The following is a 23,444-nucleotide window of genomic DNA, read 5'->3' on the forward strand; positions in this document are numbered from 1 at the left end:
CACGCTGGACAGTGTGCCACCAACTGTGGTGTGCGCGCAAAGGGTGCATGCTGGGCGACATGAGCGGCTCGCCGCTGGGCGACATGAGCGGCTCGCCGCTGGGCGACATGAGCGGCTCGCCGCTGGGCGACATGAGCGGCTCGCCGCGGGCTGTCGCACGTCGGCGGTAAGTTGGGCGGAAATGAGCGTCCACACCACCGCGGAGAGTGCGGCCCGATCCGAAACCGAGCACCTGCTGGATGGCCTCAACCCCCAACAGCGGCAGGCCGTGCAGCACCGGGGTTCGCCCCTGCTGATCGTCGCGGGTGCCGGGTCGGGCAAGACGGCGGTGCTCACCCGCCGCATCGCTTACCTGCTCGCAGCGCATGACGTCGGGGTCGGGCAGATCCTGGCGATCACCTTCACCAACAAGGCCGCCGCCGAGATGCGTGAGCGGGTGGCGCAGCTGGTCGGACCGCGGGCCCGCAACATGTGGGTGTCGACGTTTCACTCCACCTGTGTGCGGATCCTGCGCAATCAGGCGTCGCTGCTGCCCGGCCTGAACTCCAACTTCTCGATATACGACGCCGACGACTCACGGCGGCTGCTGCTGATGATCGGCAAGGACATGGGGCTGGACACCAAGCGGTACTCGCCGCGGCTGCTGGCCAACGGGATCTCCAACCTCAAGAACGAGCTGATCGGACCCGAGCAGGCTCACGCCGAGGCATCGGAAGCCGCCGATGACCTGGCCCGCATCATCGCCGGCGCCTACGCCGAGTATCAGCGCAGGTTGCGGGCGGCCAACGCACTGGATTTCGACGACCTGATCGGCGAGACAGTCGCTGTGCTGCAGGCCTTTCCGCAGATCGCGCAGTACTACCGGCGCCGGTTCCGGCATATCCTCGTCGACGAGTACCAGGACACCAACCACGCCCAGTACGTGCTGGTCCGCGAGTTGGTCGGTACCGACACCGTGGACGGTGTCGAGCCGGCCGAGCTGTGTGTGGTCGGCGACGCCGATCAGTCGATCTACGCGTTCCGGGGCGCGACGATCCGCAACATCGAGGACTTCGAACGCGATTTCCCCAATGCCACAACGATTCTGCTCGAGCAGAACTATCGATCGACGCAGAACATTCTGTCGGCGGCCAACTCCGTCATCGCGCGCAATTCCGGGCGGCGGGAGAAACGGCTGTGGACCGACGCAGGCGAGGGCGAGCTGATCGTCGGCTACGTCGCCGACAACGAACACGACGAGGCGCGTTTCGTTGCCGAGGAGATCGACGCCCTGGCCGACCGGTCTATTGGGGCTGGCGGGATCAAGTACAGCGACGTCGCCGTCTTCTACCGCACCAACAACTCGTCACGTGCGCTGGAGGAGGTGTTCATCCGCGCGGGCGTACCCTACAAAGTCGTTGGCGGCGTTCGCTTTTACGAGCGCCGCGAGATCCGTGACATCGTCGCGTATCTGCGTGTGCTCGACAATCCCGGCGATTCGGTGAGCATGCGACGCATCCTCAACACGCCGAGGCGTGGCATCGGCGACCGGGCCGAGGCGTGTGTCGCGGTGTACGCGGAGAACACCGGATCGAACTTCAACGACGCGCTGCAGGCCGCCGCCGAGGGCAGGGTTCCGATGCTGAACTCTCGCTCCGAGAAGGCGATCGCAGGGTTCGTGGAGATGCTCGATGAGCTGCGCGGCCGGCTCGACGGTGAGCTGGGCGAGTTGGTCGAGGCGGTGCTGGACCGCACCGGCTATCGCACCGAGCTGGAGTCCTCCAGCGATCCGCAGGATCTGGCCAGGCTCGACAACCTCAACGAACTCGTCAGTGTCGCACACGAATTCAGCACCGACCTGGCGAACGCGACGGCGCTCGACGAGCCGGCTGACGAGGACGTGCCCGACACTGGTGTGCTCGCGGCATTCCTGGAACGGGTCTCCCTGGTCGCCGACGCTGACGAGTTGCCCGAGCACGGCGATGGCGTGGTCACGATGATGACGCTGCACACCGCCAAGGGTCTGGAGTTTCCCGTCGTCTTCGTGACCGGCTGGGAGGACGGGATGTTCCCGCACATGCGGGCCCTCGGCGATCCCACGGAACTGTCCGAGGAGCGGCGGCTGGCCTACGTCGGCATCACCCGCGCTCGTCAGCGGCTCTATGTGAGCCGGGCCAGGGTGCGGTCGTCGTGGGGGCAGCCGATGCTGAACCCGGAATCGCGGTTCCTTCGGGAGATTCCCCAGGAACTCATCGACTGGCGCCGCGTCGAACCGGTGCTGTCCCCGTCGGCGCCCGTCAGCGGCGCGGGCCGGTTCGGCCCTGCCGAGTCGAGGAGACCGTCGCCGGGCCGGTCTGCGGCAGGCAAGCGACCCCTCGTCGTCCTCGAGCCTGGGGACCGGGTCACTCACGACAAGTACGGGCTCGGCCGCGTCGAGGAGGTGTCGGGCATGGGGGAGTCGGCGATGTCGCTCATCGACTTCGGCAGCGCCGGGCGCGTCAAGCTCATGCACAACCACGCGCCGGTCCACAAGCTCTGACGCCGTCTCGAAACAGCCCTCAGGGGCGCCGGCTCCACCGTTCGGTCGACGGAAGGAACGTCAAAGCGATGCTGGCCAGCGGCAGCACCGGGATGGCGTACACGGCGGTGGGCAGTCGGGCGCCCGCCACGAACAGGCTCGCGAAGATGAGCAGCCCGACGACCGATCCGACGACGATCAACAGGCGGCCCATTCGGCGACGCAATAGCAGCAGGATGAGCCCGCCTATCGACGCTGCCGCCGATATCGCCGCGAGGAAGCCGATGGCCACACAGAACAGCCGGTCGGTGCGCCACCAGCCGGTGATGAGATCCGTCGCGATGAGCGCGGTGGCCCAGCCGCTCAGGATCGTCAGCACGGCGGCGGCCACCGCGGTCCCGGGGTTCGGGCCCGCCGCGGTCCGCGGAATGGTCACCGGCTTCGCCCGCGGAAGGTGACCCGTCGCAAGCTCTTCGGTCGCGGGGCGTGCGATGAGGCCGGTCTTTGGCTCCTCGGCGCCGGGGCGTGGCATCAGCCCTGTCGCGGGGTCGTCGGTGCCGGCGCGCGGGATGAAGCTGGTCCGCGGTTCTTCGGTGCTGGGCCGTGCGATGTAGCTTGTCGCCGGCTCGTCGCCGCCGAGGGCGGATACGGGACCCGTCGGGTGACGGCGGATGATGCTGGTCCTCGCGTCATCCGGGCTTGACTGCGGACCGGTCGAGGCCGGCGGCTGCGGAGGGCGCCTGAGACTGTGTTGCCGATCAGAAGGCGGTCGGTCAGGGGGGTCGGGCTGGGAAGCTCCGCTCACTCAGCCAACATAGCTGCCCGGCGAAAGCCCCCGCTTCGCCAGCCAGCCGGTGGGGTCGACCCGGTTGGTGCCGTCGAGCAACACCTCGAAGTGCAGATGCGGACCGGTGGAGTTACCCCGGTTGCCCATGGTGGCGATCTGGTCGCCCGCCATGACGCGCTGACCGACGCTGACCAGCCAGGTGTTGATGTGCCCGTACAGCGTGACGGTCCCGTCCGCGTGACGCAGTTTCACCCAGGCGCCGTAGCCGGCCGTCGGACCGACGTCGATGACCACACCGTCGGCCGCGGCCAGGATCGGCGTGCCGATCGAGTTGGCGATGTCGATTCCGCCGTGCAGCACACCCCAGCGGTAGCCGAACCCGGACGTCCACACGCCACGGGTTGGCATGACGAACTGCGGACGTGACAGTCGGGCCTCCCGCTCGGCGCGCTCCTGCGCGAACGCGGCGGCCTTGGTGATCTCCTCGGCATGAACCGACGAATCGACGGTCGATGCCACGGAGACGATCTGCATGCCCTCGACGGAGCCGGTGACAACGCCCGCGCTCATCGCGGTCTGTCCGGCCGCGAGCACGGTGTCGGTGGCTTCGGACTCGGTGCCGGTGCTCAGGGTGTAGGCGCCGGCAGCGGTCGCACCCGCGGCCATCGCGGCGATCATCACGCGGCTCTTGACCGGTCCGGTCGTCGCCTTTCGGTGCGCAGCGCCGCCTCGACGAGGTATGGCGATGATGGCGGTCGTGGCGCTGCCGTCGCTGACGTCGGTGTGGCTGTCGCGGTAGGCGTGGGAAGTCTCGCGCGCCCGGCCGGGGGAGACCGACGCGGTCCGGAATTCCTCGGGTACCGATAACCGGCTCGTCGTCACGTCGTCGGCCTGGCGCACGTCGCCAGGCTTCGGGCCGGGCGTGACGTCCGACTCGCGGACCTTCGACGCGAGGTCGCCGAACTCGGCGAACGGGATGATGTCGGTGATCTCGGTGGCTGCAGATTCACGCTGCCAACTGCGAGGATTCGCCGCTGCCCCGCGGCGGGAACGGGGCAAACGATGCTGCGCCAACCTGAGAATTCCTTTGCGCCGTGACCATAACGTTATCTAGACCAGAGAAACGTTAACGAAATCCCAATGTTGGTGGCAACTCGGACGCGTATTCCGCCGCGGATTGTGACTCTTCTCACGAGCAGTGTGAGGTGAGGCACAGTAGCGCGGCGGTGAGATCTACCACATGCGTGGCATGCAATGCAACAGATAACGACGGCTCTGGATATGGTTCCCCACGAGCCTGTTTGGCCCAAACCCTCAAAAGTCAACGCAGACAGACAGTGAGCCCATGGATCTTTTCGAGTACCAGGCGAAGGAACTGTTCGCCAAGCACAACGTCCCGACCTCCGCCGGTCGGGTGACCGACTCGGCAGAAGACGCGAAGGCCATCGCCGAGGAGATCGGCGGGCCCGTGATGGTAAAGGCGCAGGTCAAGACGGGCGGCCGCGGAAAGGCCGGCGGTGTGAAATACGCCCCGACCCCCGAGGACGCCTTCACCCACGCACAGAACATCCTCGGTTTGGACATCAAAGGCCACATCGTGAAGAAGTTGCTGGTCGCCGAGGCCAGTGACATCGCCGAGGAGTACTACGTCTCCTTCCTGCTCGACCGCGCCAACCGCACCTACCTCGCCATGTGCTCCGTCGAAGGCGGCATGGAGATCGAAGAGGTGGCCGCCACCAAGCCCGACCGGCTCGCCAAGGTGCCCGTCAACGCCGTCAACGGCGTCGACCTCGCGTTCGCACGTTCCATCGCCGAGCAGGGTCACCTGCCCGCCGAGGTGCTCGATGCGGCCGCGGTGACCATCGCCAAGCTGTGGGAGGTGTTCGTGAAGGAGGACGCCACCCTGGTCGAGGTGAACCCCCTGGTGCGCACGCCTGACGACCAGATCCTGGCGCTGGACGGCAAGGTCACCCTCGATGCCAACGCCGACTTCCGCCACCCCGAGCATGCCGAGTTCGAGGACAAGGCCGCGACCGATCCGCTGGAGCTCAAGGCCAAGCAGCACGACCTCAACTACGTCAAGCTCGACGGACAGGTCGGCATCATCGGCAACGGCGCGGGTCTGGTGATGTCCACCCTGGACGTCGTCGCCTACGCCGGCGAGAACCACGGCGGCGTGAAGCCGGCCAACTTCCTCGACATCGGCGGTGGCGCCTCGGCCGCGGTGATGGCCGCCGGGCTGGACGTCATCCTCAACGACAGCCAGGTCAAGAGCGTGTTCGTCAACGTGTTCGGTGGCATCACCGCATGCGACGCGGTGGCCAACGGCATCGTCCAGGCGCTGCAGATCCTCGGCGACGAGGCCAACAAGCCGCTGGTGGTCCGCCTCGACGGCAACAACGTCGAAGAGGGTCGACGCATCCTGGCCGAGGCCAACCATCCGTTGGTGATCCAGGCCGACACCATGGATGCCGGGGCCGACAAAGCCGCCGAGCTGGCCAACGCCTGAGACCCGAGAGGACTAGACACATGGCAATCTTCTTGACCAAGGACAGCAAGGTCATCGTCCAGGGCATCACCGGCGGCGAGGCCAGCAAGCACACCGCTTCGATGCTCAAGGCCGGCACCCAGATCGTCGGCGGCGTCAACGCACGCAAGGCGGGCACCACCGTCAGTCACGTCGACAAGGACGGCAACAACATCGAACTGCCGGTGTTCGGCAGCGTCGCCGAGGCGATGAAGGAGACCGGCGCCGACGTGTCGATCGCCTTCGTGCCGCCCGCGTTCTCCAAGGACGCCATCATCGAGGCGATCGACGCCGAGATCCCGCTGCTCGTGGTGATCACCGAGGGAATCCCGGTGCAGGACAGCGCCTATGCGTGGGCGTACAACGTCGGGAAGGGCCTCAAGACGCGGATCATCGGACCCAACTGTCCCGGCATCATCACCCCGGACGAGGCCCTGGCCGGCATCACGCCCGCCAACATCACCGGTAAGGGTCCGGTCGGGCTGGTGTCCAAGTCCGGCACCCTGACCTACCAGATGATGTTCGAGTTGCGCGATTTCGGCTTCTCGACCGCCATCGGCATCGGCGGCGACCCGGTCATCGGCACCACGCACATCGATGCCATCGAGGCGTTCGAGAAGGATCCCGAGACCAAGGTCATCGTGATGATCGGCGAGATCGGCGGCGACGCCGAGGAGCGCGCGGCCGACTACATCAAGGCCAACGTCTCCAAGCCGGTCGTCGGCTACGTCGCGGGCTTCACCGCGCCGGAGGGTAAGACCATGGGCCACGCCGGTGCCATCGTGTCCGGCTCGTCGGGCACCGCCGCCGCCAAGAAGGAAGCGCTCGAAGCGGCGGGCGTGAAGGTCGGCAAGACCCCGTCGGAGGCGGCCGCGTTGGCCCGCGAGATCCTCGAAAGCCTGTAAACCTTCTCTGCGCGAGCAACCTTTCTCTGCGCGAGGAAGTGCCCCAGATCTCGGCGATCTGGGGCACTCTGCGTCTGCTCGCGCGCTACTGTGTGGGGCCAGCCAGGTGTTCGGCAAGGAACCGGTCGACGGCGCGGTACATGTCGATGTTGTTGTCCGGGTTGAGGAATCCATGCCCGTCGTCGTCCTTGACGATGTACTCGACCTCGACACCGCGCGCACGCCGTGCCGCGACGAGGTTGTCCGATTCGGCCTGAACCACGCGAGAGTCGTTGGCGCCCTGGATAGCCAGCAACGGTGCGGTCAGCCAGCCGTTGTACATAGGCGCTCCTCGGCGTCCACAGCGCCCGCATCGCCTCGAGGTACTCGCGCAGCAGTGTGCGCCGCCAGCCGCCGGAGAGGTAGCGCCCCGCCGTGGTTCGGGTATTGCACTACGCGTGACCGGCGCCGACGATACGGCGACAGTCCATCCATGGGAATGGAACGTTCATGGCGCATCAGGGCAGGGGAATGGCTGCGCCGCTACCTTCCGCTCGAGATCGCCGGCTGGATCGGTGAACTGGGCGCCGCCGCGCTGGCCTACATGTGGACGGGCTCGCTCGCCGCCGCGGCGGTGGCGGCCACGGTCGGGTCCTCCGCCGGCTACTACACGCCCGCCTACATCAGCGCGGTGCGCTGGTCGACCAGTGCCGACCCGGGCAGGTCCTGGCTCGCGCGCACTGGCGTGGCCCACCTGCTCGCCCTGCGCAGCCTGACGGTCGAATTCGGCCCGGCCGAGGTGATCGACAGCTTCCTTGTGCGCCCGGCGCTCATCTACGCGGCCCCGGTCATGCTCGACCAGGTCGTGCTCGGCTGGGTGCTCGGAGGCTTCATCTCTGACGTGCTGTTCTACGTGTGGACGATCTTCAGCTACGAGAAGTTCCGGCGGTTCCTGGCAGTCAAACCGTCCAACGTCGAGGAGAGGGCCGATGGACACGTCGATCCGGTTGCGACTGCGTGAGTCGCTGCGAGCGTCGACATTCGCGGGACACTGGCCGGAGCTGCTGAACAGGCACGGAACGCCGCTGCTGATCCTCGACCCCACCCGGGTCACGGCCCGCTACCGGGCGCTGGCCGACCGGCTACCCGGGGTCGGTCTGCACTTCGCGGTCAAGGCGCTGCCGCATCCGGCCGTGCTGGCGGCTGTGGCGGCCGCGGGCGGGGGATTCGACGTCGCGACCGTCGCCGAGGTCGACCTGATCGGCACGCTCGGGCTGCCGATGGACCGCTGCCTCTATACCCACCCCGTGAAGAAGGCCGCCGACATCGATCACGCCTATCGGGCCGGGATCCGCACCTTCGTCGTCGACAACCTCGCCGAGGTGGCCAAATTCGCCGGTAGGCCCGCCGATATCGATGTGCTGGTGCGGCTGGCGTTTCGCAACCCGTCGGCCAAGTCGGACCTGTCCGCGAAGTTCGGCGTGCGGCCCAGCGATGCCGAGATGCTGGTCAAGCATGTGCTCGCGGCCGGGGTGCGGTTCGCGGGGTTCAGCTTCCATGTCGGCAGCCAGGGCGCCTCCGTCGAGCCCTACCGCGCCGCGGTGCGCGGCACGGTAGAACTCGCCGAGCAGATCAGGACGGTGCTCGGTGTGCCCACGCGGGTGATCGACATCGGCGGGGGATTCCCGGTGACCTACCGCGAGCCCATGCCATCCATCCGCGAGATCGCCGCCGTCGTCGACGACGAGCTGGGTGCCCAGAGGTCCCGGTTCACCCTGTGGGCCGAACCGGGACGCTACTTGGCCGCCGATTGCATGACCCTGTTGACCAGCGTCGTCGGGAGTGCGTTGCGCGACGGTCAGGTATGGCACTACCTCGATGACGGGCTGTACGGCAGCTACTCGAATGTGATGACCGAGGATGTGCATCCGCCGATCCTTGCGCTACGCGAGATCTCCGACCAGCCCGATGACCTCCCCGGCGCGCTGCGGCCGGTCACCCTAGGTGGGCCGACCTGCGACAGCGCCGACGTGGTGGCCCGCGGTTACCCGATGCCGGACCTGCGGGTCGGCGACGTGCTGGTCAGCCCGATGATGGGCGCTTACACGACGGTGACGTCCTCGCGATTCAACGGCATTCCGCCCACGCGGATCGTCGTGCTCTGACACGGTTCGCCGTCAACGGGCCGAAGTCCGCTTTGGCCGCAACGGTTTCATCGACGCCCGCGACCCCCGAAAATAGGCCCGCGACGCATTGCGCGAGATCGTCGAGAAGGCCACCGTCCCGCCGAGCAGATCGCGGAACGCGTTGCGGCGTACCGCAAACGGGGGGTCGACCCGAACCCCGGCGGATTGCTGCACTTCCAGGAGGAGATCGAGTACTTCGGCTCCAGGGTGTCACCACCGGTGCGCGAAATCGAGGATTCCGAACGGGATTGGCGAACGCGCCGGAGCTCGTGCCCGCCTGACAAGATCACGGTCGGGTCTAGGGCCCCTCGCGGTTCGCCGTGCCCGCCCGCGGGTGCGCTAGCGTGGGTGGTCGAATCGCTCGAGCGGTCCCGCGGGAGGCGCACCATCGCCCGCGGTCCCACGCCCGACCACCACAGGAGAGGTCATGACCTACTCGTCAGGCGGCCCCGGATACCCACCCGGACAGCAGCCGACCACCCAGTTCGCGGTGCCCAGCCAGCGCTTCGGCAGGGCGCCCGAGCCGGCCCCGGCGCCCGCACCCGAGAGCGCAGGCAAGCTGCCGGTGTACCTGAGCGCGGTGGTTGTGGTGCTGGGCCTGGCGGTGTACCTATCGGCCTTCGGGCCGGTGTTCACCATCAGCAACTCCGAATTCCCGCAGCTGGGCACCGCCAGCGGGACGTCGTTGGGCGTCGGGTTGGCGGTCCTCGCCTCGATCCTGGCGGGGGCGTTGGCCGGGGTGAGCCTGATTCCCAAGCAGAAGGGCTACCTGGGCGTCGTCGCCGCGGTTTCGACGGTGGCATTCCTGCTGGTGCTCGCCGAGGTCATCAACAAGCCCGGCGGCGTCAGCATCGGTTGGGCCCTGTACCTGGTGATCGCCTTCACCGTGCTGCAGGCCGGTTCGGCCATCGCGGCGCTGCTGTTCGACACGGGTGTGCTGACGGCGCCCGAACCGCGTGCCGCCTATGAGCAGCAACCGCCGCAGCACTACGGCCAGTACGGCGGGCCGGGCTCCTATTACGGTCAGGCCCCACTCGGGGGTCAGCCGCCGCTCGGGCATCAGCCGCCGCCCCAGGGACCGCCCGCGCCGCAGCGGGGCGGTTACCCGCCGCAGTACGGCGGCGGATATTCGTCGGGTCCCTCGACACCCTCGTCGGGCGGATACTCCCCGTCGGGGTCGCAGGGCGGCCCATCGTCCTCCCAGAGCGGGCCGCCGACGCCTCCTACGGGCTTCCCGGCCTTCGGACAGCCACACCAGTCCTCCAGTTCGGCGCCGACCACCCAGGTCCCGACGCAACCGCCGTCCTCGTCGTCCTCACCGCAATCCGGTCCCACCTCGTCGTAAGCTTGGCCGCGCGTGCGTGAACGACGCGCGGTGCCTGCGCGAGGAGCGACCCAGCACGTGAACAAGCCCCGGCACGCGGGAGGTGCCCCCAGGCCGGTCGGCACACACCAGGCGCGTCAGCTGCTTCGGGTCGCTTTCGGACCGTCCGTGGTGGCGCTGGTCGTCATCGCCGCGGTGACGCTGCTGCAGCTGCTCATCGCCAACAGCGATATGACCGGCGCGTTCGGGGCCATCGCGAGTATGTGGCTGGGCGTACACCAGGTGCCGGTGTCGATCGGTGGTAGCGAAATAGGTGTCATGCCGCTGCTGCCGGTCCTGGCGATGGTGTGGGGGACGGCGCGCAGCACTGCCGCGGCGACGTCCCCGCGGGCGTCGTGGTTCGTGGTGCGGTGGGTGGTCGCCTCGGCGCTGGGCGGTCCGCTGCTGGTCGCCGCGATCGCGCTGGCCGTGATCCACGACGCCGCGTCGGTGCTCACCGAGCTGCAGACGCCGAGCGCGCTGCGCGCCTTCGGTGGCGTGCTGGCCGTGCACGCTCTCGGCACGTTATTGGGTGTCGGGTCGCGTGTGGGCCGCCGCGCGGTCTCGGCGGCCCATCTGCCAGGCTGGCTGCCCGAGGCGTTCCGAGGGGCCGCCGCCGGGACACTTGCGCTGTTCGGGTTGTCCGCGGCGGTGACGGCGGGGTCGCTGGTCGTGCACTGGGCGACCATGCACGATCTGTTCGCCATCACCGACTCCGCGTTCGGTCAGTTCAGCCTCACCGTGCTGTCGGTGCTGTATGCCCCGAACGTAATCGTGGGAACCTCCGCGGTCGTGGTGGGGTCGAGCGCGCACGTTGGCCTCGCGACCTTCAGCCCGTTCACCGTGTTCGGCGGTGACATACCGGCGCTGCCCCTGCTGGCGGCGGTGCCGACCCCGCCGCTCGGCCCGGTGTGGGTGGCGCTGATGATCGTCGCCGCGGCCTCCGCCGTCGCCCTCGGCCAGCAGTGCGCCCGCCGGCCGCTGCCGCTGGCCGGCGCCGCAGCCAAACTCGTCGTCGCATCGCTGGTGGCGGCGCTCGCGATGGCGTTGCTCGGCTATGCCGGTGGGGGACGGTTGGGCAACTTCGGCGACGTCGGCGTCGATCAGACCACGTTCGGGCCGGGGGTATTCCTCTGGTTCTTCGGCATCGGGGGCCTGACGGTGGCGATGACGGGTGGCATCGCCAGGCGGCGCCCGGTGCCCGAAGCCCGAACGGCGCCCGCCCCCGAACCGGTACCCGCGGCGCAACCCGACCCGGAGCCCGTGGCGCAACCCGACCCAGAACCCGAGCCGGAACCGGAGGTCGAGGCAGAACCAGAACCAGAACCAGAGCCCGAGCTGGATCCCGAGGAGCACTTCCTCGTCGACGACGTCCCCGATACCCCCGACGACCCCGGCGGGGATGGCGCCGCGCCCGGTCAATCCGGCGATCCGCGCCGCCGGACGGCCGACTAGGCTGCTGCGAGTGCAGCAACCCCCCCTTCACGTACCCCCGAGCGCTCCTGCGCGGCTGGTGGTGTTGGCGTCAGGTACCGGTTCGCTGCTCGCATCGCTGCTGGACGCCGCGACGGGCGACTACCCGGCCCGGGTGGTGGCCGTCGGAACGGACCGCGACTGCCGGGCGCTCCAGATCGCGACGGACGCTGCCGTGCCGGCCTACACCGTGCGTCTCGGCGACCATCTCGACCGCCGGGCGTGGGATGCCGCGCTGACCGAGGCGACCGCAGCTCACCGGCCTGACCTGGTGGTATCGGCTGGCTTCATGAAGATACTTGGCCCGCAGTTTCTTTCGGCGTTCCCGGGTAGGGTCGTCAACACCCATCCGGCGCTGCTGCCCGCATTTCCGGGTGCGCACGCCGTTGCCGAATCGTTGGCCTACGGCGTCCGGGTGACTGGATGCACCGTGCATCTGGTCGACGCGGGGATGGACACCGGGCCGATCCTGGCGCAGCGCGCAGTCGAGGTCCTCGACGACGACGACGACGCGGCGCTACACGAACGGATCAAGGTCGTCGAGCGGAGGCTGCTGGCGGATGTCCTGGCCGCGTTGGCCACTCGCGGAGTGACCTGGACCGGACGAAAGGCAATCATAGGATGAGCACCACCGGAGGAAACCGAACGTGAAGAAGGCGATCCGTCGCGCATTGATCAGCGTGTACGACAAGACCGGCCTGATCGACCTCGCCCGCGGCCTGCACAACGCCGGGGTCGTGCTCGTCTCCACCGGATCGACGGCCAAAGTCATTGCCGACAACGGTATCCCGGTGACCCCCGTCGAGAAGGTCACCGGCTTTCCCGAGATCCTCGACGGGCGGGTCAAGACACTGCACCCGAACGTGCACGGCGGACTGCTCGCCGACACCCGCAACGCCGAACACGTCGCGGCCCTAAAGCAATTGGACATCGAGCCGTTCGATCTGGTGGTCGTGAACCTGTACCCGTTCAGCGAGACGGTGGCCTCCGGTGCGTCGCCCGACGAGTGCATCGAGCAGATCGACATCGGTGGACCGACCATGGTGCGTGCCGCCGCCAAGAATCATCCCAGCGTCGCGGTGGTCGTCGACCCTCGGGGCTACGACGGCGTGCTGGTCGCGGTACGTACGGGCGGGTTCACGCTGGACGAGCGGAAGAGGCTGGCCGCGTTGGCGTTTCGGCACACCGCCGAATACGACGTCGCCGTGGCCTCCTGGATGCGGGAGGCGCTGGAGGCCCCCGACGGCGAAGTGGGAGACCTGCCCGCCTGGTACGCGGGCACCTGGCGGCGCGCGGCGGTGCTGCGCTACGGCGAGAATCCGCATCAGCGCGCGGCGCTGTACAGTGACGACTCCGCCTGGCCCGGCCTTGCGCAGGCTGAGCAGTTGCACGGCAAAGAGATGTCCTACAACAACTACACCGATGCCGACGCCGCGTGGCGGGCCGCCTTCGACCACGAGCAGACGTGTGTGGCGATCATCAAGCACGCCAACCCGTGCGGCATCGCCATCTCGTCTCAATCGGTCGCCGACGCCCACCGCAAAGCCCACGAGTGTGACCCGTTGTCCGCCTTCGGCGGGGTGATCGCGGCCAACACCGAGGTCAGCGTCGAGATGGCCGAGACCGTCGCGGACATCTTCACCGAGGTGATCATCGCCCCGGCCTACGAGCCGGGCGCGGTGGAAATCCTCGCCCGCAAGAAGAACATCCGGATCCTGCTCGCCTCCCAGCCGATGGGCGAGGGAGTGGAGATGCGGCAGATCAGCGGCGGAGTGCTGCTTCAGCAGCGCGACGTCATCGACGCCCCTGGCGACGATCCGGCGAACTGGACGCTGGTCGCCGGATCGCCCGCGGACTCCTCGACGCTGGCCGATCTGGTGTTCGCGTGGCGCACTTGCCGCGCCGTGAAGTCCAACGCCATCGTGATCGCGGCGGACGGTGCAACGGTGGGTGTCGGGATGGGACAGGTGAACCGGGTCGACGCGGCCCGCCTCGCCGTCGATCGCGCCGGCGACCGGGTGCGTGGAGCGGTCGCGGCCTCCGATGCGTTCTTCCCGTTCCCCGACGGGCTGGAAACGTTGACCGGCTCGGGGATTCGCGCTGTGGTCCATCCCGGCGGGTCGATGCGTGACGAACTCGTCATCGAGGCCGCCGCCAAGGCCGGCGTGACGCTCTACGCCACGGGGGCTCGACACTTCGCGCACTGATTGGAAACTCGGCGCCGGGTTGCTTTGCCAACTGCGATGATGAGCAGGTGTCTGACGACGTCGTGATCCGGCCGGAGGAGTCCGCGGTGTTAGCGGAATTTCTGGCAGCGGTGCGAAAACGTCCGTCGGCACTGGGAATCGAGGGTGAGACGGGTATCGGGAAGACCACCATGTGGTTCTCCGGTGTCGAATTCGCAAAGCAGCAGGGGTTCCGTGTGCTTGGCGCACGGGCGTTCGAGCCCGAGTCGGTCCTGGCCTACGGCGTCGTCGCGGACCTGCTGGCCGACGTGGAGTCCGAGGTGTTCGGCGAATTGCCACCCGTGCAGCGCATCGCGCTGGACCGGGTGACGTTGCGGGCCGGCGAAGACGGCCCAGCCACGGATCAGCGGGTCGCTGCGGCGGCGTTCGTGTCGGTGGTGACGCTGCTGGCCAGGGACACGCCGGTGGTGGTGGCGATCGACGATGTGCAATGGCTCGATTCGTCGAGCCGGGCCGTCCTGGAGTACGCCGCTCGCCGGCGCTCGGGTGCGGTCGGCTTGTTGGTGACCGAGTGCATCGATCAGGGCGGGGATGCCAAGTCCTGGCTGCAGCGCACCCGGCTCGACGACGTCGTCCGGTACCGGGTCAGTCCGTTGAGCCTGGGGGGTGTGCACGCGGTCGTGTCGGCGCGGTTGGGCCGGACGTTCCCCCGGCCCACCATCGTGCGCATCGCGGAGGTGTCGGGTGGAAACCCGTTCTACGCATTGGAGTTGGCGCGTGCGGTGAACGGACAGCGGGCGGGCCCCACGGCCATCCTGCCGCCCACCCTCTCGGAGCTGACGCGGCGGCGGATCGGCGGGTTCGACGACGACGTCAACGATCTTCTGCTGATCGTCGCGGCGATGGGTGACCCGACCATCGACGTCGTGGCGGCCGCGGCCGGGGCGCCCATCGACCGCGTCGTCTCCCGGCTGGAGGGCCCAGAACGGGCGGGCATCATTGCGATCGACGGAAACCGTGTGCGGTTCACCCACCAGCTGCTCGCCCACGGGGTGTACACCAGGGCGGGTGCCGCGCAGCGGCGTCGCACCCATCGGGCGTTGGCGGATGCCGAGTCACGCGCGGAGGTGCGGGCGCGTCACATGGCACTCGCGGCGGCCAGCGCCGATCCGGACGTGCTGCGATCCCTCGACGCGGCCGCCGAGGTCGCGGGGTCGCGCGGCGCCCCCGCCGCCGCCGCCGAACTGGTCGACCTTGCCATCCGGCTGGGCGGGAACACCCCGCTGCGGCGGCTCAACGCCGCCCGGCACCACTTTCAGGCCGGCAACACCGGTGAGGCCAAGGCACTTCTTGAGCAGACGATCACCGACCTGCCTGCGGGGCCACCTCGGGCGCTCGCGGCGTTGTTGCGAGCCGGGATCTCGATGTACCACAACGACTTCTCCGACGCCGTGGCGAGCTTGGAGGCGGTGCGCGGCGACGCCGCGGGTATCGGCCCCCTCCTCGTGCGGGTGCTGCTGATGTTGTCACTGGCGCAGGCGCTGGCGGGCAACGCCGACACCGCCGAGGACCCCCGCAGGGCCGTTGCGATCGCCGAAAGCCTCGGCAACGGTTCGCTGCTGAGTCAGGCGCTGAGCTTGGAGGTGACGCTCACCCTGGCGCGCGGCGATGGCTTCGAGGAGGCCACGCTGCGCAGGGCGGTGCAGAACGAAGACCCCGACGACGACGTCCCGTTCTATCTCTGCGCGAGCGTGCTGAACGCGTTGGTGGCGGCCTGGACCGGCCGGCTCGGTGCGGCCAGGGAGATGATGGACGCGGCGCGTCGCCGCTACGAGGAACGCGGCGACGAGGGCGGGCAGATGGCCGTCGCCGGCTACACCGCGCTGGTCGAGCTTTGGCGGGGCAATGTCGCCGAGGCGACCGCGATGGCGGCGGAGGCCATGGAGCGCGGCGAGCAGCTCGGCGGGGACCACATCAACCTGATCCCCCTGATCATCCGGGCCGAGGTTGCCGCCTATGCGGGGCGTGAGGATGACGCCAGGCGTGACGCGAACGAGGCGCTGACCATCGCCAGGCGGTTGGGCGCCAGGCAGATGATCTCCTGGCCGATCGCGACCCTGGGCTTTCTGGAGGTCTCCCGCGGCGAGTACGCCGCGGCGGTGGTCACCCTGTGGCAGATCGCCGCGGGCGGTTACCGGCTGCGCAACACCGAGCTCACCGACGGCTGGTATCTGCCCGATCTCATCGAGGCGCTCGTCGGACTCGGCAGACTCGACGAGGCGTTGCCCCCGATCGAACTCCTCGAGCGCAACGGCCGCCGCCTCGACCGCGCCTGGATGCTGGCGACCGGCGCGCGTGGCCGGGCGATGTGGCTGGCCGCCAGCGGCGAGACCAACGCGGCGCTGGCCGTGGCCGAGCAAGCGATGGCCGAGCACGACCGGCTCGAGATGCCTTTCGAGCGTGCGCGCACGCTGCTGCTCGTCGGCCAGCTGTACCGCAGGCAGCGCCAGAAGCACGCGGCAGCCGCGGTGCTGTGCGAGGCGTTGCGCATGTTCGAGGACGTCGGGGCGCCGATATGGGTGCAGCGGGCGCGCAGCGAGCTGGAGCGCACGAACGTGGCCCCCGGCGACACGGCGCAGCTGACACCGTCGGAGTTGCGGATCGCCGAGCTGGTGGCGAAGGGGATGACCAACCGGGACGCCGCCGCCGCGCTGTTCATCAGCCCCAAGACCGTCGAACACTACCTCGGCCGGGTGTACCGCAAACTTGGCATCCATACCCGCGCCGAACTGGGCCGGTGGCTGGGCGATTCCGGACGCTAGCCGGCGAGAGGACTGCGACGGACCTGCGAGAGACCGCGTCACCGCGACGGTTCGTCGCCGTCGAGCGCGCTGAGCGACGGGGAGATCACGTAGTGTGCCTGGTCGCCGCCGGCCCTGCGGGCATAACGCATCGCCGATCGGGCGATGTCGATGAGCTCGTCGAGCAGGTCGTCGGGTGGCAGCTCCGCCAGCCCCTGCATCGGGATGCTGACCACGCCGATGCTGGCGCTGGTCCGCGGCGGTGTGGTCCTGATCGCGCTCAGCACCCGTTCGACCAGGGGTGAGCTGTCGGAGGTCGGAAAGCTGTCGGCGATCAGGAACTCCGAGTCCGGCACGTGGGCGACGACGGCGTTGCTCCTGGTCGTCTCCCGCATCGTCTGGCCCACCGCCACCCGCGCCCGCGCCCCGGACACCCGGCCGTCGGTGTGGGTGAGCAGGCCGAAGTTGTCGAGCTCGATGATCGCCACCACGAGGAAGCGGTCGTCGTCACGGTTGCGGGATGCGATCAAGGCCGCCACCGCGCGCAGGAACGCCTCCCGATTGAGCAGGCCGGTCAGCGGCTCGATGTCCGAGTTGGCGACGTTGACGCCGAGCAGGTGCACCAAAGCCTGGCACGCCAGCGGCGCCGCGAAATTGACCACCGTGAGGAACATCAACGCGGACACGGCGATCGCCGTGTCGCCCGACCCGACCAGCCGTACGGCGAGCGTGGCCGCGGTCGCTCCGCCGACCAGGAAGTTCAGGGTCATCAGGCGCGGCGTGTGGAAGAAGGCGATGTACCCGGACAGGACGGCGAAGGTGGTGGCCGCGAACATCCCGTTCACCGGGTCCGCTTGGACCAGGCAGACGGTGGCGATACACAGGGCGGAGACGATGACGAACGCAGTGGATTGGGCGCGGCTCGGCCAGCCCTGCCGAAGCCAGGTCAGCGCCATCAGCACGCACACGACGGCAACCCCGATGGCGACCAGCCGGCCGACATCCCCGTGCGGTCCCGCCGGGCTGCCCAGGGAGGCGATGACGACCCCGGCCAGGCTCGCAAGTGCGGCGGCGATGAGCCGGCATGTGTGGGTTTGGGCGCCCCGGGCGGCCAGGAATGCGGTTAGCCAGTAATAGTGATCGAGCTGCCGCCACCAATCGCGCAGCGTGATAAACATATGGCTCCCTGGTCACCGCCGGCCCTGCAACACCCTGACCGCGGCGCCGGAGTGCACCGAGGGTCGGCGCAGGCAGGTCGTGGCGTCAGACCCGTACTACGTCCGCTGTGGACGTTCCTGTGCAGTCTAGGCGCCAGGAGCCCGGCAAGGGCGGGAGAAGTTGCACTTCCAACGATCTCCAAGGTTGCCGGGCGCCCAAATGCCCACCAAGGGGTGTGCCCACCGGCGGCGTGTCCACCGAATGCCGCGGTTCGACAGCAGTCGTACCGTGGAGTCGTGACCCAACTCAATATTCACGGCCACCCGCCGACCGGCCCAGCCGATCTGCCGGCCACCGTCGGCGAGCTGAAGGCCTCCGGTCATCGCGAGCAGGGCGTCAAAGAGGAGATCCGCGCCAATCTGCTGGCGGCCCTGGCCGAAGGGCAGGACGTGTGGCCCGGCATCTTCGGCTTCGAAGACACCGTGATCCCCCAGCTGGAGCGGGCACTCATCGCCGGCCATGACGTCGTGCTCCTCGGTGAGCGCGGCCAGGGTAAGACGCGGCTGCTGCGGGCTCTGACCGGGCTTCTCGACGAGTGGACGCCGGTGATAGCGGGAGCGGAGCTCAACGAACATCCTTTCAGCCCGATCACGCCCGAATCCATCCGCCGTGCCGCGGAGCTAGGGGACGATCTGCCCGTCGCGTGGCGGCACCGCAGCGAGCGCTACACCGAGAAGCTCGCGACCCCCGACACCAGCGTGGCCGACCTGGTCGGCGACATCGACCCGATCAAGGTGGCCGAGGGTCGCAGCCTCGGTGACCCCGAGACCATCGCCTACGGGCTTATCCCGCGGGCGCACCGTGGGATCGTCGCCGTCAACGAACTTCCCGACCTGGCCGAACGCATCCAAGTGTCGATGCTCAACGTGATGGAGGAGCGTGACATCCAGGTACGCGGCTACACGCTGCGGCTGCCACTGGACGTGGTCGTCGTGGCCAGCGCCAATCCCGAGGACTACACCAACCGCGGCCGCATCATCACCCCGCTGAAGGACCGGTTCGGCGCCGAGATCAGGACCCACTACCCGCGGGAACTCGCCGCCGAGGTGGGTGTCATCACGCAGGAGGCACACCTGGCCGCCGCCGTGCCCGAGTACCTGTTGCAGGTACTCGCCCGCTTTGCCCGCAATCTGCGCGAATCGCATTCGATCGATCAGCGCTCCGGGGTCTCGGCGAGGTTCGCCATCGCGGCGGCCGAGACCGTGGCGGCCGCCGCCCGGCACCGATCGGCGGTGCTCGGTGAGCAGGACCCGGTCGCCCGCGTGGTCGATCTGGGCACGGTGATCGACGTGCTGCGCGGCAAGCTGGAGTTCGAGACGGGTGAGGAGGGCCGCGAACAGGCGGTGCTCGAGCACCTCCTGCGACGTGCCACGGCCGACACCGCGCAGCGACTGCTCGGTGGCATCGACGTCGGACCCCTGGTGGCCGCCGTCGCCGACGGCTCCCAGGTGACCACCGGTGAGCGGGTATCGGCCAAGGATGTGCTCGCCGCGCTGCCTGAACTGCCCGTGGTCGACTCCGTCGCCACCCGGCTCGGCGCGCAGTCCGACGGGGAGCGGGCGGCAGCGGTCGAAATGGCTTTGGAGGCGCTGTATTTGGCCAAGCGCATCGACAAGGTCTCCGGAGAAGGCGAAACGATCTATGGCTAGCCACGGGCGGTCGTCCCGGTACTCGCGCTACACCGGCGGACCCGACCCGCTGGCGCCGCCGGTGGATCTGCGGGAAGCGCTGGAGCAGATCGGCCGGGACGTCATGGAGGGCAGCTCACCGCGTCGTGCGCTCTCCGAACTGTTGCGGCGCGGCAGCAGGAACATGCGCGGCGCCGACCGGCTCGCCGCCGAGGCCAACCGCAGGCGACGGGAGTTGTTGACTCGCAACAACCTCGACGGAACGCTGCAGGAGGTCAAGAGACTCCTCGACGAGGCCGTGCTGGCCGAACGCAAGGAACTCGCCCGCGCACTCGACGACGACGCGAGATTCGGCGAGTTGCAGCTCGAAGCCCTGTCCCCGTCGCCGGCCAAGGCGGTGCAGGAGCTCGCCGACTATGACTGGCGTAGCGGCGAAGCGCGTGAGAAGTACGACCAGATCAAGGATCTACTCGGCCGGGAGATGCTCGACCAGCGGTTCGCGGGGATGAAGCAGGCCCTACAGGGGGCGACCGACGAGGACCGGCAGCGGGTCACCGACATGCTGGAAGATCTGAACACCCTGTTGGACAAGCACTCCCGCGGCGAGGACACCCAGGACGATTTCGACCGCTTCATGGCCGAGCACGGCGAGTTCTTCCCCGACAACCCGCGCAATGTCGAGGAGCTGCTCGATTCGCTGGCCCAACGCGCGGCCGCGGCGCAGCGGTTCCGCAACAGCCTTTCGGCCGAGCAGCGGGCCGAGCTCGATGCGCTGGCGCAGCAGGCGTTCGGTTCGGCCGCGTTGCAGCAGGCGCTGGGCCGGCTCGACGCGCACCTGCAGGCGGCGCGGCCAGGCGAGGACTGGACGGGTTCGCAGCGCTTCTCCGGCGACAACCCGATGGGGATGGGGGAGGCGGCCCAGGCCCTGGCCGACATCGCGGAACTGGAGCAGCTGGCCGACAGCCTGTCGCAGAGTTACGCGGGGGCGTCGATGGACGATGTCGACCTCGATGCGCTGGCCCGCCAGCTCGGAGACGAAGCGGCCGTCGATGCGCGCACCCTGGCCGAGCTGGAGCGCGCGCTGCTCAACCAGGGGTTCCTGGACCGGGGCTCCGACGGCCGATGGCGGCTGTCGCCCAAGGCGATGCGGCAGCTGGGACAGACGGCGCTGCGGGATGTCGCGCAACAACTTTCCGGTCGCGGCGGCGAACGCGACACCCGCAAAGCAGGCGCTGCCGGTGAGATGACGGGCGCCACCCGGCCATGGCAGTTCGGGGACACCGAGCCGTGGAACGTCACCCGCACCGTCACGAACGCGGTGCTTCGCAGTGCGGCGGCCAGCACGCCGCGGCGGGGCGGCGACGCCGGTCTGGCCGACGGGCGGTTGCGGATCACCGTGGACGACGTGGAGGTCTCCGAGACGGAGACACGCACCCAGGCCGCGGTGGCGCTGCTGGTGGACACATCGTTCTCGATGGTGATGGAGAATCGCTGGCTGCCGATGAAGCGCACGGCGCTGGCGCTGCACCATCTGGTCAGCACGCGATTCCGTTCGGATGCGCTGCAGATCATCGCGTTCGGGCGCTACGCGCGCGCGGTGTCGGCCGCCGAGTTGACGGGGCTGGAGGGTGTGTACGAGCAGGGGACGAACCTGCACCACGCGCTGGCGCTTGCCGTGCGGCATCTGCGCAGGCATCCCAGCGCGCAGCCCGTGGTGCTGGTGGTGACCGATGGCGAGCCCACCGCACACCTCGAGGACGTCGATGGTGATGGGGACTCCGCGGTCTTCTTCGACTACCCGCCACATCCCAGGACCATCGCGCACACGGTCCGCGGCTTCGACGAGGTGGCGCGCCTCGGTGCCCAGGTGACGATCTTCCGGCTCGGCAGCGACCCGAGTCTCGCCCGCTTCATCGACCAGGTGGCCCGGCGGGTGCAAGGCAGGGTGGTGGTGCCCGCCCTCGACGGGCTGGGTGCCGCAGTGGTCGGCGACTACCTGCGGTCGCGCCGGAGATAGCCGCCGGGGTGGTCCGACCTGTTGGCCGACGACGACACGCGCAGTCGATCGGAGCCATCGCGACCCGCGTTTGCATGCGGGCGGGTATTTTCTAGCGTCAAGCATCTGAAGTCAAGCATCCGAATTCTCCCGACGGGCCGGCGACGAGCCAACGCAGACGGACCGCTTGTTGAGCAACGCCGCGGATTTAGCAAATCCTTAGACCGTGAGCGGCATGCGTGGTGTGCAACCAGCGTGTTCTTCCTCGTGAGGTGAACGGGCGCGCCCCCGTGGGTGGTCGTGAAGGCAACTATCCAGTCCATTCAGCGTCTCGTAGTCTGCAATCTCGATCACCGTGAGCGGAATTCCCCCCGCCGTCGCTGGGGCCAGTGTGGCGGATGTGTCAGATGGGATTCGCCGGACAGCTAATTATCGCCTGCCGGTCCCTATTGCCGTTTGGCAAACTAGGACTTAATATTTCTCAGGTTCTTCTAAGAACTTGGTCCGTTCGGCGTACCTTATTCACATCCAGATCGACCCGTCTCAGGACTCGTCTCAATAGGGGGCATCACGCACATGGCAGTCCGCCCATTTGTCACTTCAAGCATCGCGCTTGCGAGTGCTGGCCTCCTGATCGCGGCGGCTCCCGCGGTCGTGACGCCCCTTACCCAGCAGGACATCCGGGTCGTTGCCGACACCGAGGTTTCGCTGGCCGCGTCGCCGCTGCAACAGCTCATCGACGCCTACCTCACCGGGATCATCCCGGAAACCCCCGCGAACACCGAGACCTCGGCGAACGGACTCCTCGGAGTACTCCAGGTGCTGACCGGCGGCGGTGACTTCGCCGACCTCCCGATCGCCAACGCATATATCGGCGGCGGTCCCGGGGGGACCAATGGGCTACTGGGTGTCGCGGATCTGTTGACGGCGGGTTTCGTGGGTGATGGGGTGGTCATTCCCCCGCTTCCGCTTACCAATGCTTGGCTCAATGGTGGGATATTGAATGTGTTGGGCACGGTGACGGCGGGTTCGGATCAGCTGCCCGTGCAGCTTCTGAACGCCTATATCGCGGGTGGGCCTGGGGGGACCAATGGGGCGCTGGGTGTTGCCGATTTCCTGACGGCGGGATTCGAACTTCCTTCCGGCGATGAAGTTCCGGCGCTTCCGCTTACCAATGCTTGGCTCAATGGTGGGATATTGAATGTGTTGGGCACGGTGACGGCGGGTTCGGATCAGCTGCCCGTGCAGCTCGTAAACGCCTACATTGCCGGCTATCCGCAGCCCAATACTCCGGACGGGGCCACCGGCCCGAACGGGCTCATCGGCGTCACCCAGCTCATCGTCGACACGGTTCTGGCGGAGCCGGTGGAGGAGACGCTCGCGCCGGCCACCCTGCGGGCGGCGCAGAGCGCTCCGGAGGTCGAGGAGGAAGAGGGCGGTGCCGCCGCGGTGGCGGCCGAAGGCGGCAGCGCGCCGGTGACCAAACTGATCGCTCCGAAGCTCGGATCCGAGCCCTCGGCGCCGGTCGTCAGCCCGCTGGCAGCCATCGCGGCAGCGGTCGAGCCGTCCGAGCCGGCCCCAGCCGACCTGCCCGATCCCGCCGACGTCCCGACCCCGGTCAAGAAGCTCGCCGAGAAGTCGGGCGAGGCCGACGGCGACAAGGGTCTCGTCCGCGAGAGCAAGAAGTTCTCGCCCGAGGTCATCCTGCCGTTCGGTGCGACCGGAGGGGGCGGCAGCGACGACTGGGCCGGCAAGCGGTTCGTCAACCAGCTCAAGGAAGCCTTCAGCGGCAGCAAGGGCAGCGACGACTCGTCGAGTGACGGCGGCGGCAGCGAGAAGTAACCCGTACGCGACATCGGCCCCCTCCGCGAGGAGGGGGCCGATTGCGTGTACGCCCA

At 68.6% G+C, this 23,444-nt stretch carries 16 protein-coding genes and 3 pseudogenes; 14 read left to right on the plus strand and 5 right to left on the minus strand.

Translation table 11 applies throughout. The features are described 5' to 3' along the window. The first annotated feature begins 181 nt into the window (after nucleotides 1-181). Nucleotides 182-2,518 (plus strand): DNA helicase PcrA, encoded by a 2,337-nt coding sequence (gene pcrA, locus ADBZ6K_RS08670; RefSeq protein ID WP_526345532.1) that lies wholly within the window; start codon nucleotides 182-184, stop codon nucleotides 2,516-2,518. 19 nt (nucleotides 2,519-2,537) lie between these two features. Here pcrA and ADBZ6K_RS08675 read toward each other — a convergent pair whose 3' ends face one another. Together ADBZ6K_RS08675 and ADBZ6K_RS08680 are read right to left on the minus strand one after the other, a co-directional pair. Then, on the minus strand, nucleotides 2,538-3,170 hold the full coding sequence (locus ADBZ6K_RS08675; RefSeq protein WP_526345853.1) for a hypothetical protein: 633 nt from the start codon (nucleotides 3,168-3,170) through the stop codon (nucleotides 2,538-2,540). A 132-nt stretch (nucleotides 3,171-3,302) separates the two neighbouring features. Further along, the gene (locus ADBZ6K_RS08680) at nucleotides 3,303-4,358 is read right to left on the minus strand and encodes a M23 family metallopeptidase (protein WP_526345534.1); all 1,056 of its coding nucleotides are present in this window, start codon (nucleotides 4,356-4,358) and stop codon (nucleotides 3,303-3,305) included. 271 nt (nucleotides 4,359-4,629) lie between these two features. Between ADBZ6K_RS08680 and sucC the strand changes: the two genes are divergently transcribed. Together sucC and sucD are read left to right on the plus strand one after the other, a co-directional pair. Continuing rightward, nucleotides 4,630-5,793 carry an ADP-forming succinate--CoA ligase subunit beta gene (gene sucC, locus ADBZ6K_RS08685; RefSeq protein WP_526345536.1) on the plus strand — a complete coding sequence of 388 codons (1,164 nt, stop codon included), beginning with the start codon at nucleotides 4,630-4,632 and terminating at the stop codon, nucleotides 5,791-5,793. A gap of 20 nt (nucleotides 5,794-5,813) precedes the next feature. Then, the gene (sucD, locus tag ADBZ6K_RS08690) at nucleotides 5,814-6,716 is read left to right on the plus strand and encodes a succinate--CoA ligase subunit alpha (RefSeq protein WP_526345538.1); all 903 of its coding nucleotides are present in this window, start codon (nucleotides 5,814-5,816) and stop codon (nucleotides 6,714-6,716) included. A gap of 85 nt (nucleotides 6,717-6,801) precedes the next feature. Here the strand turns inward: sucD and ADBZ6K_RS08695 are convergent. Together ADBZ6K_RS08695 and ADBZ6K_RS08700 are read right to left on the minus strand one after the other, a co-directional pair. Next, nucleotides 6,802-7,023, minus strand: a pseudogene (locus ADBZ6K_RS08695) (alpha/beta hydrolase family protein); the annotation flags it as partial. 16 nt (nucleotides 7,024-7,039) lie between these two features. Continuing rightward, nucleotides 7,040-7,144: pseudogene (locus tag ADBZ6K_RS08700) on the minus strand (LLM class F420-dependent oxidoreductase); the annotation flags it as partial. A 44-nt stretch (nucleotides 7,145-7,188) separates the two neighbouring features. Between ADBZ6K_RS08700 and ADBZ6K_RS08705 the strand changes: the two are divergent. From ADBZ6K_RS08705 to ADBZ6K_RS08740, 8 genes and pseudogenes are all read left to right on the plus strand, one after another. Continuing rightward, entirely contained in the window at nucleotides 7,189-7,716 is a 528-nt protein-coding gene (locus ADBZ6K_RS08705) for a hypothetical protein (RefSeq protein ID WP_526345540.1), read from the plus strand. Then, a complete protein-coding gene (locus ADBZ6K_RS08710) occupies nucleotides 7,685-8,860 on the plus strand; it encodes a type III PLP-dependent enzyme (protein WP_526345542.1) in 1,176 nt (391 codons plus the stop codon). The genes ADBZ6K_RS08705 and ADBZ6K_RS08710 overlap by 32 nt, the downstream gene beginning before the upstream one ends. Nucleotides 8,861-8,867: 7 nt before the next feature. Further along, nucleotides 8,868-9,162, plus strand: a pseudogene (locus ADBZ6K_RS08715) (dimethylsulfone monooxygenase SfnG); the annotation flags it as partial. Between the two features lie 146 nt (nucleotides 9,163-9,308). Next, nucleotides 9,309-10,226 carry a DUF5336 domain-containing protein gene (locus ADBZ6K_RS08720; protein ID WP_526345544.1) on the plus strand — a complete coding sequence of 306 codons (918 nt, stop codon included), beginning with the start codon at nucleotides 9,309-9,311 and terminating at the stop codon, nucleotides 10,224-10,226. A 57-nt stretch (nucleotides 10,227-10,283) separates the two neighbouring features. Further along, nucleotides 10,284-11,699 carry a cell division protein PerM gene (locus ADBZ6K_RS08725; RefSeq protein WP_526345546.1) on the plus strand — a complete coding sequence of 472 codons (1,416 nt, stop codon included), beginning with the start codon at nucleotides 10,284-10,286 and terminating at the stop codon, nucleotides 11,697-11,699. A 10-nt stretch (nucleotides 11,700-11,709) separates the two neighbouring features. Continuing rightward, on the plus strand, nucleotides 11,710-12,342 hold the full coding sequence (gene purN / locus ADBZ6K_RS08730) for a phosphoribosylglycinamide formyltransferase (RefSeq protein WP_526345548.1): 633 nt from the start codon (nucleotides 11,710-11,712) through the stop codon (nucleotides 12,340-12,342). Between the two features lie 22 nt (nucleotides 12,343-12,364). Further along, nucleotides 12,365-13,924, plus strand: coding sequence for a bifunctional phosphoribosylaminoimidazolecarboxamide formyltransferase/IMP cyclohydrolase (purH, locus tag ADBZ6K_RS08735; RefSeq protein WP_526345550.1), 1,560 nt, complete (start codon nucleotides 12,365-12,367; stop codon nucleotides 13,922-13,924). 47 nt (nucleotides 13,925-13,971) lie between these two features. Further along, the gene (locus ADBZ6K_RS08740; RefSeq protein ID WP_526345552.1) at nucleotides 13,972-16,725 is read left to right on the plus strand and encodes an AAA family ATPase; all 2,754 of its coding nucleotides are present in this window, start codon (nucleotides 13,972-13,974) and stop codon (nucleotides 16,723-16,725) included. 38 nt (nucleotides 16,726-16,763) lie between these two features. Here the strand turns inward: ADBZ6K_RS08740 and ADBZ6K_RS08745 are convergent, their stop codons facing one another. Beyond that, nucleotides 16,764-17,882 (minus strand): GGDEF domain-containing protein, encoded by a 1,119-nt coding sequence (locus ADBZ6K_RS08745; protein WP_526345554.1) that lies wholly within the window; start codon nucleotides 17,880-17,882, stop codon nucleotides 16,764-16,766. Nucleotides 17,883-18,173: 291 nt separating this feature from the next. Here ADBZ6K_RS08745 and ADBZ6K_RS08750 point away from each other — a divergent pair, with 291 nt between their 5' ends. The 3 genes from ADBZ6K_RS08750 (at nucleotide 18,174) to ADBZ6K_RS08760 (ending at nucleotide 23,388) form a co-directional block, all read left to right on the plus strand. Then, entirely contained in the window at nucleotides 18,174-19,571 is a 1,398-nt protein-coding gene (locus ADBZ6K_RS08750; RefSeq protein ID WP_526345855.1) for a sigma 54-interacting transcriptional regulator, read from the plus strand. Next, nucleotides 19,564-21,567: a vWA domain-containing protein gene (locus ADBZ6K_RS08755; RefSeq protein ID WP_526345556.1), complete on the plus strand. Its 2,004-nt coding sequence runs from the start codon at nucleotides 19,564-19,566 to the stop codon at nucleotides 21,565-21,567. The genes ADBZ6K_RS08750 and ADBZ6K_RS08755 overlap by 8 nt, the downstream gene beginning before the upstream one ends. 633 nt (nucleotides 21,568-22,200) lie before the next feature. Continuing rightward, nucleotides 22,201-23,388, plus strand: coding sequence for a hypothetical protein (locus ADBZ6K_RS08760; RefSeq protein ID WP_526345558.1), 1,188 nt, complete (start codon nucleotides 22,201-22,203; stop codon nucleotides 23,386-23,388). The last annotated feature ends 56 nt before the right edge of the window (nucleotides 23,389-23,444 follow it).

Source organism: Mycobacterium sp., assembly GCF_044223235.1.
GTDB lineage: Bacteria > Actinomycetota > Actinomycetes > Mycobacteriales > Mycobacteriaceae > Mycobacterium.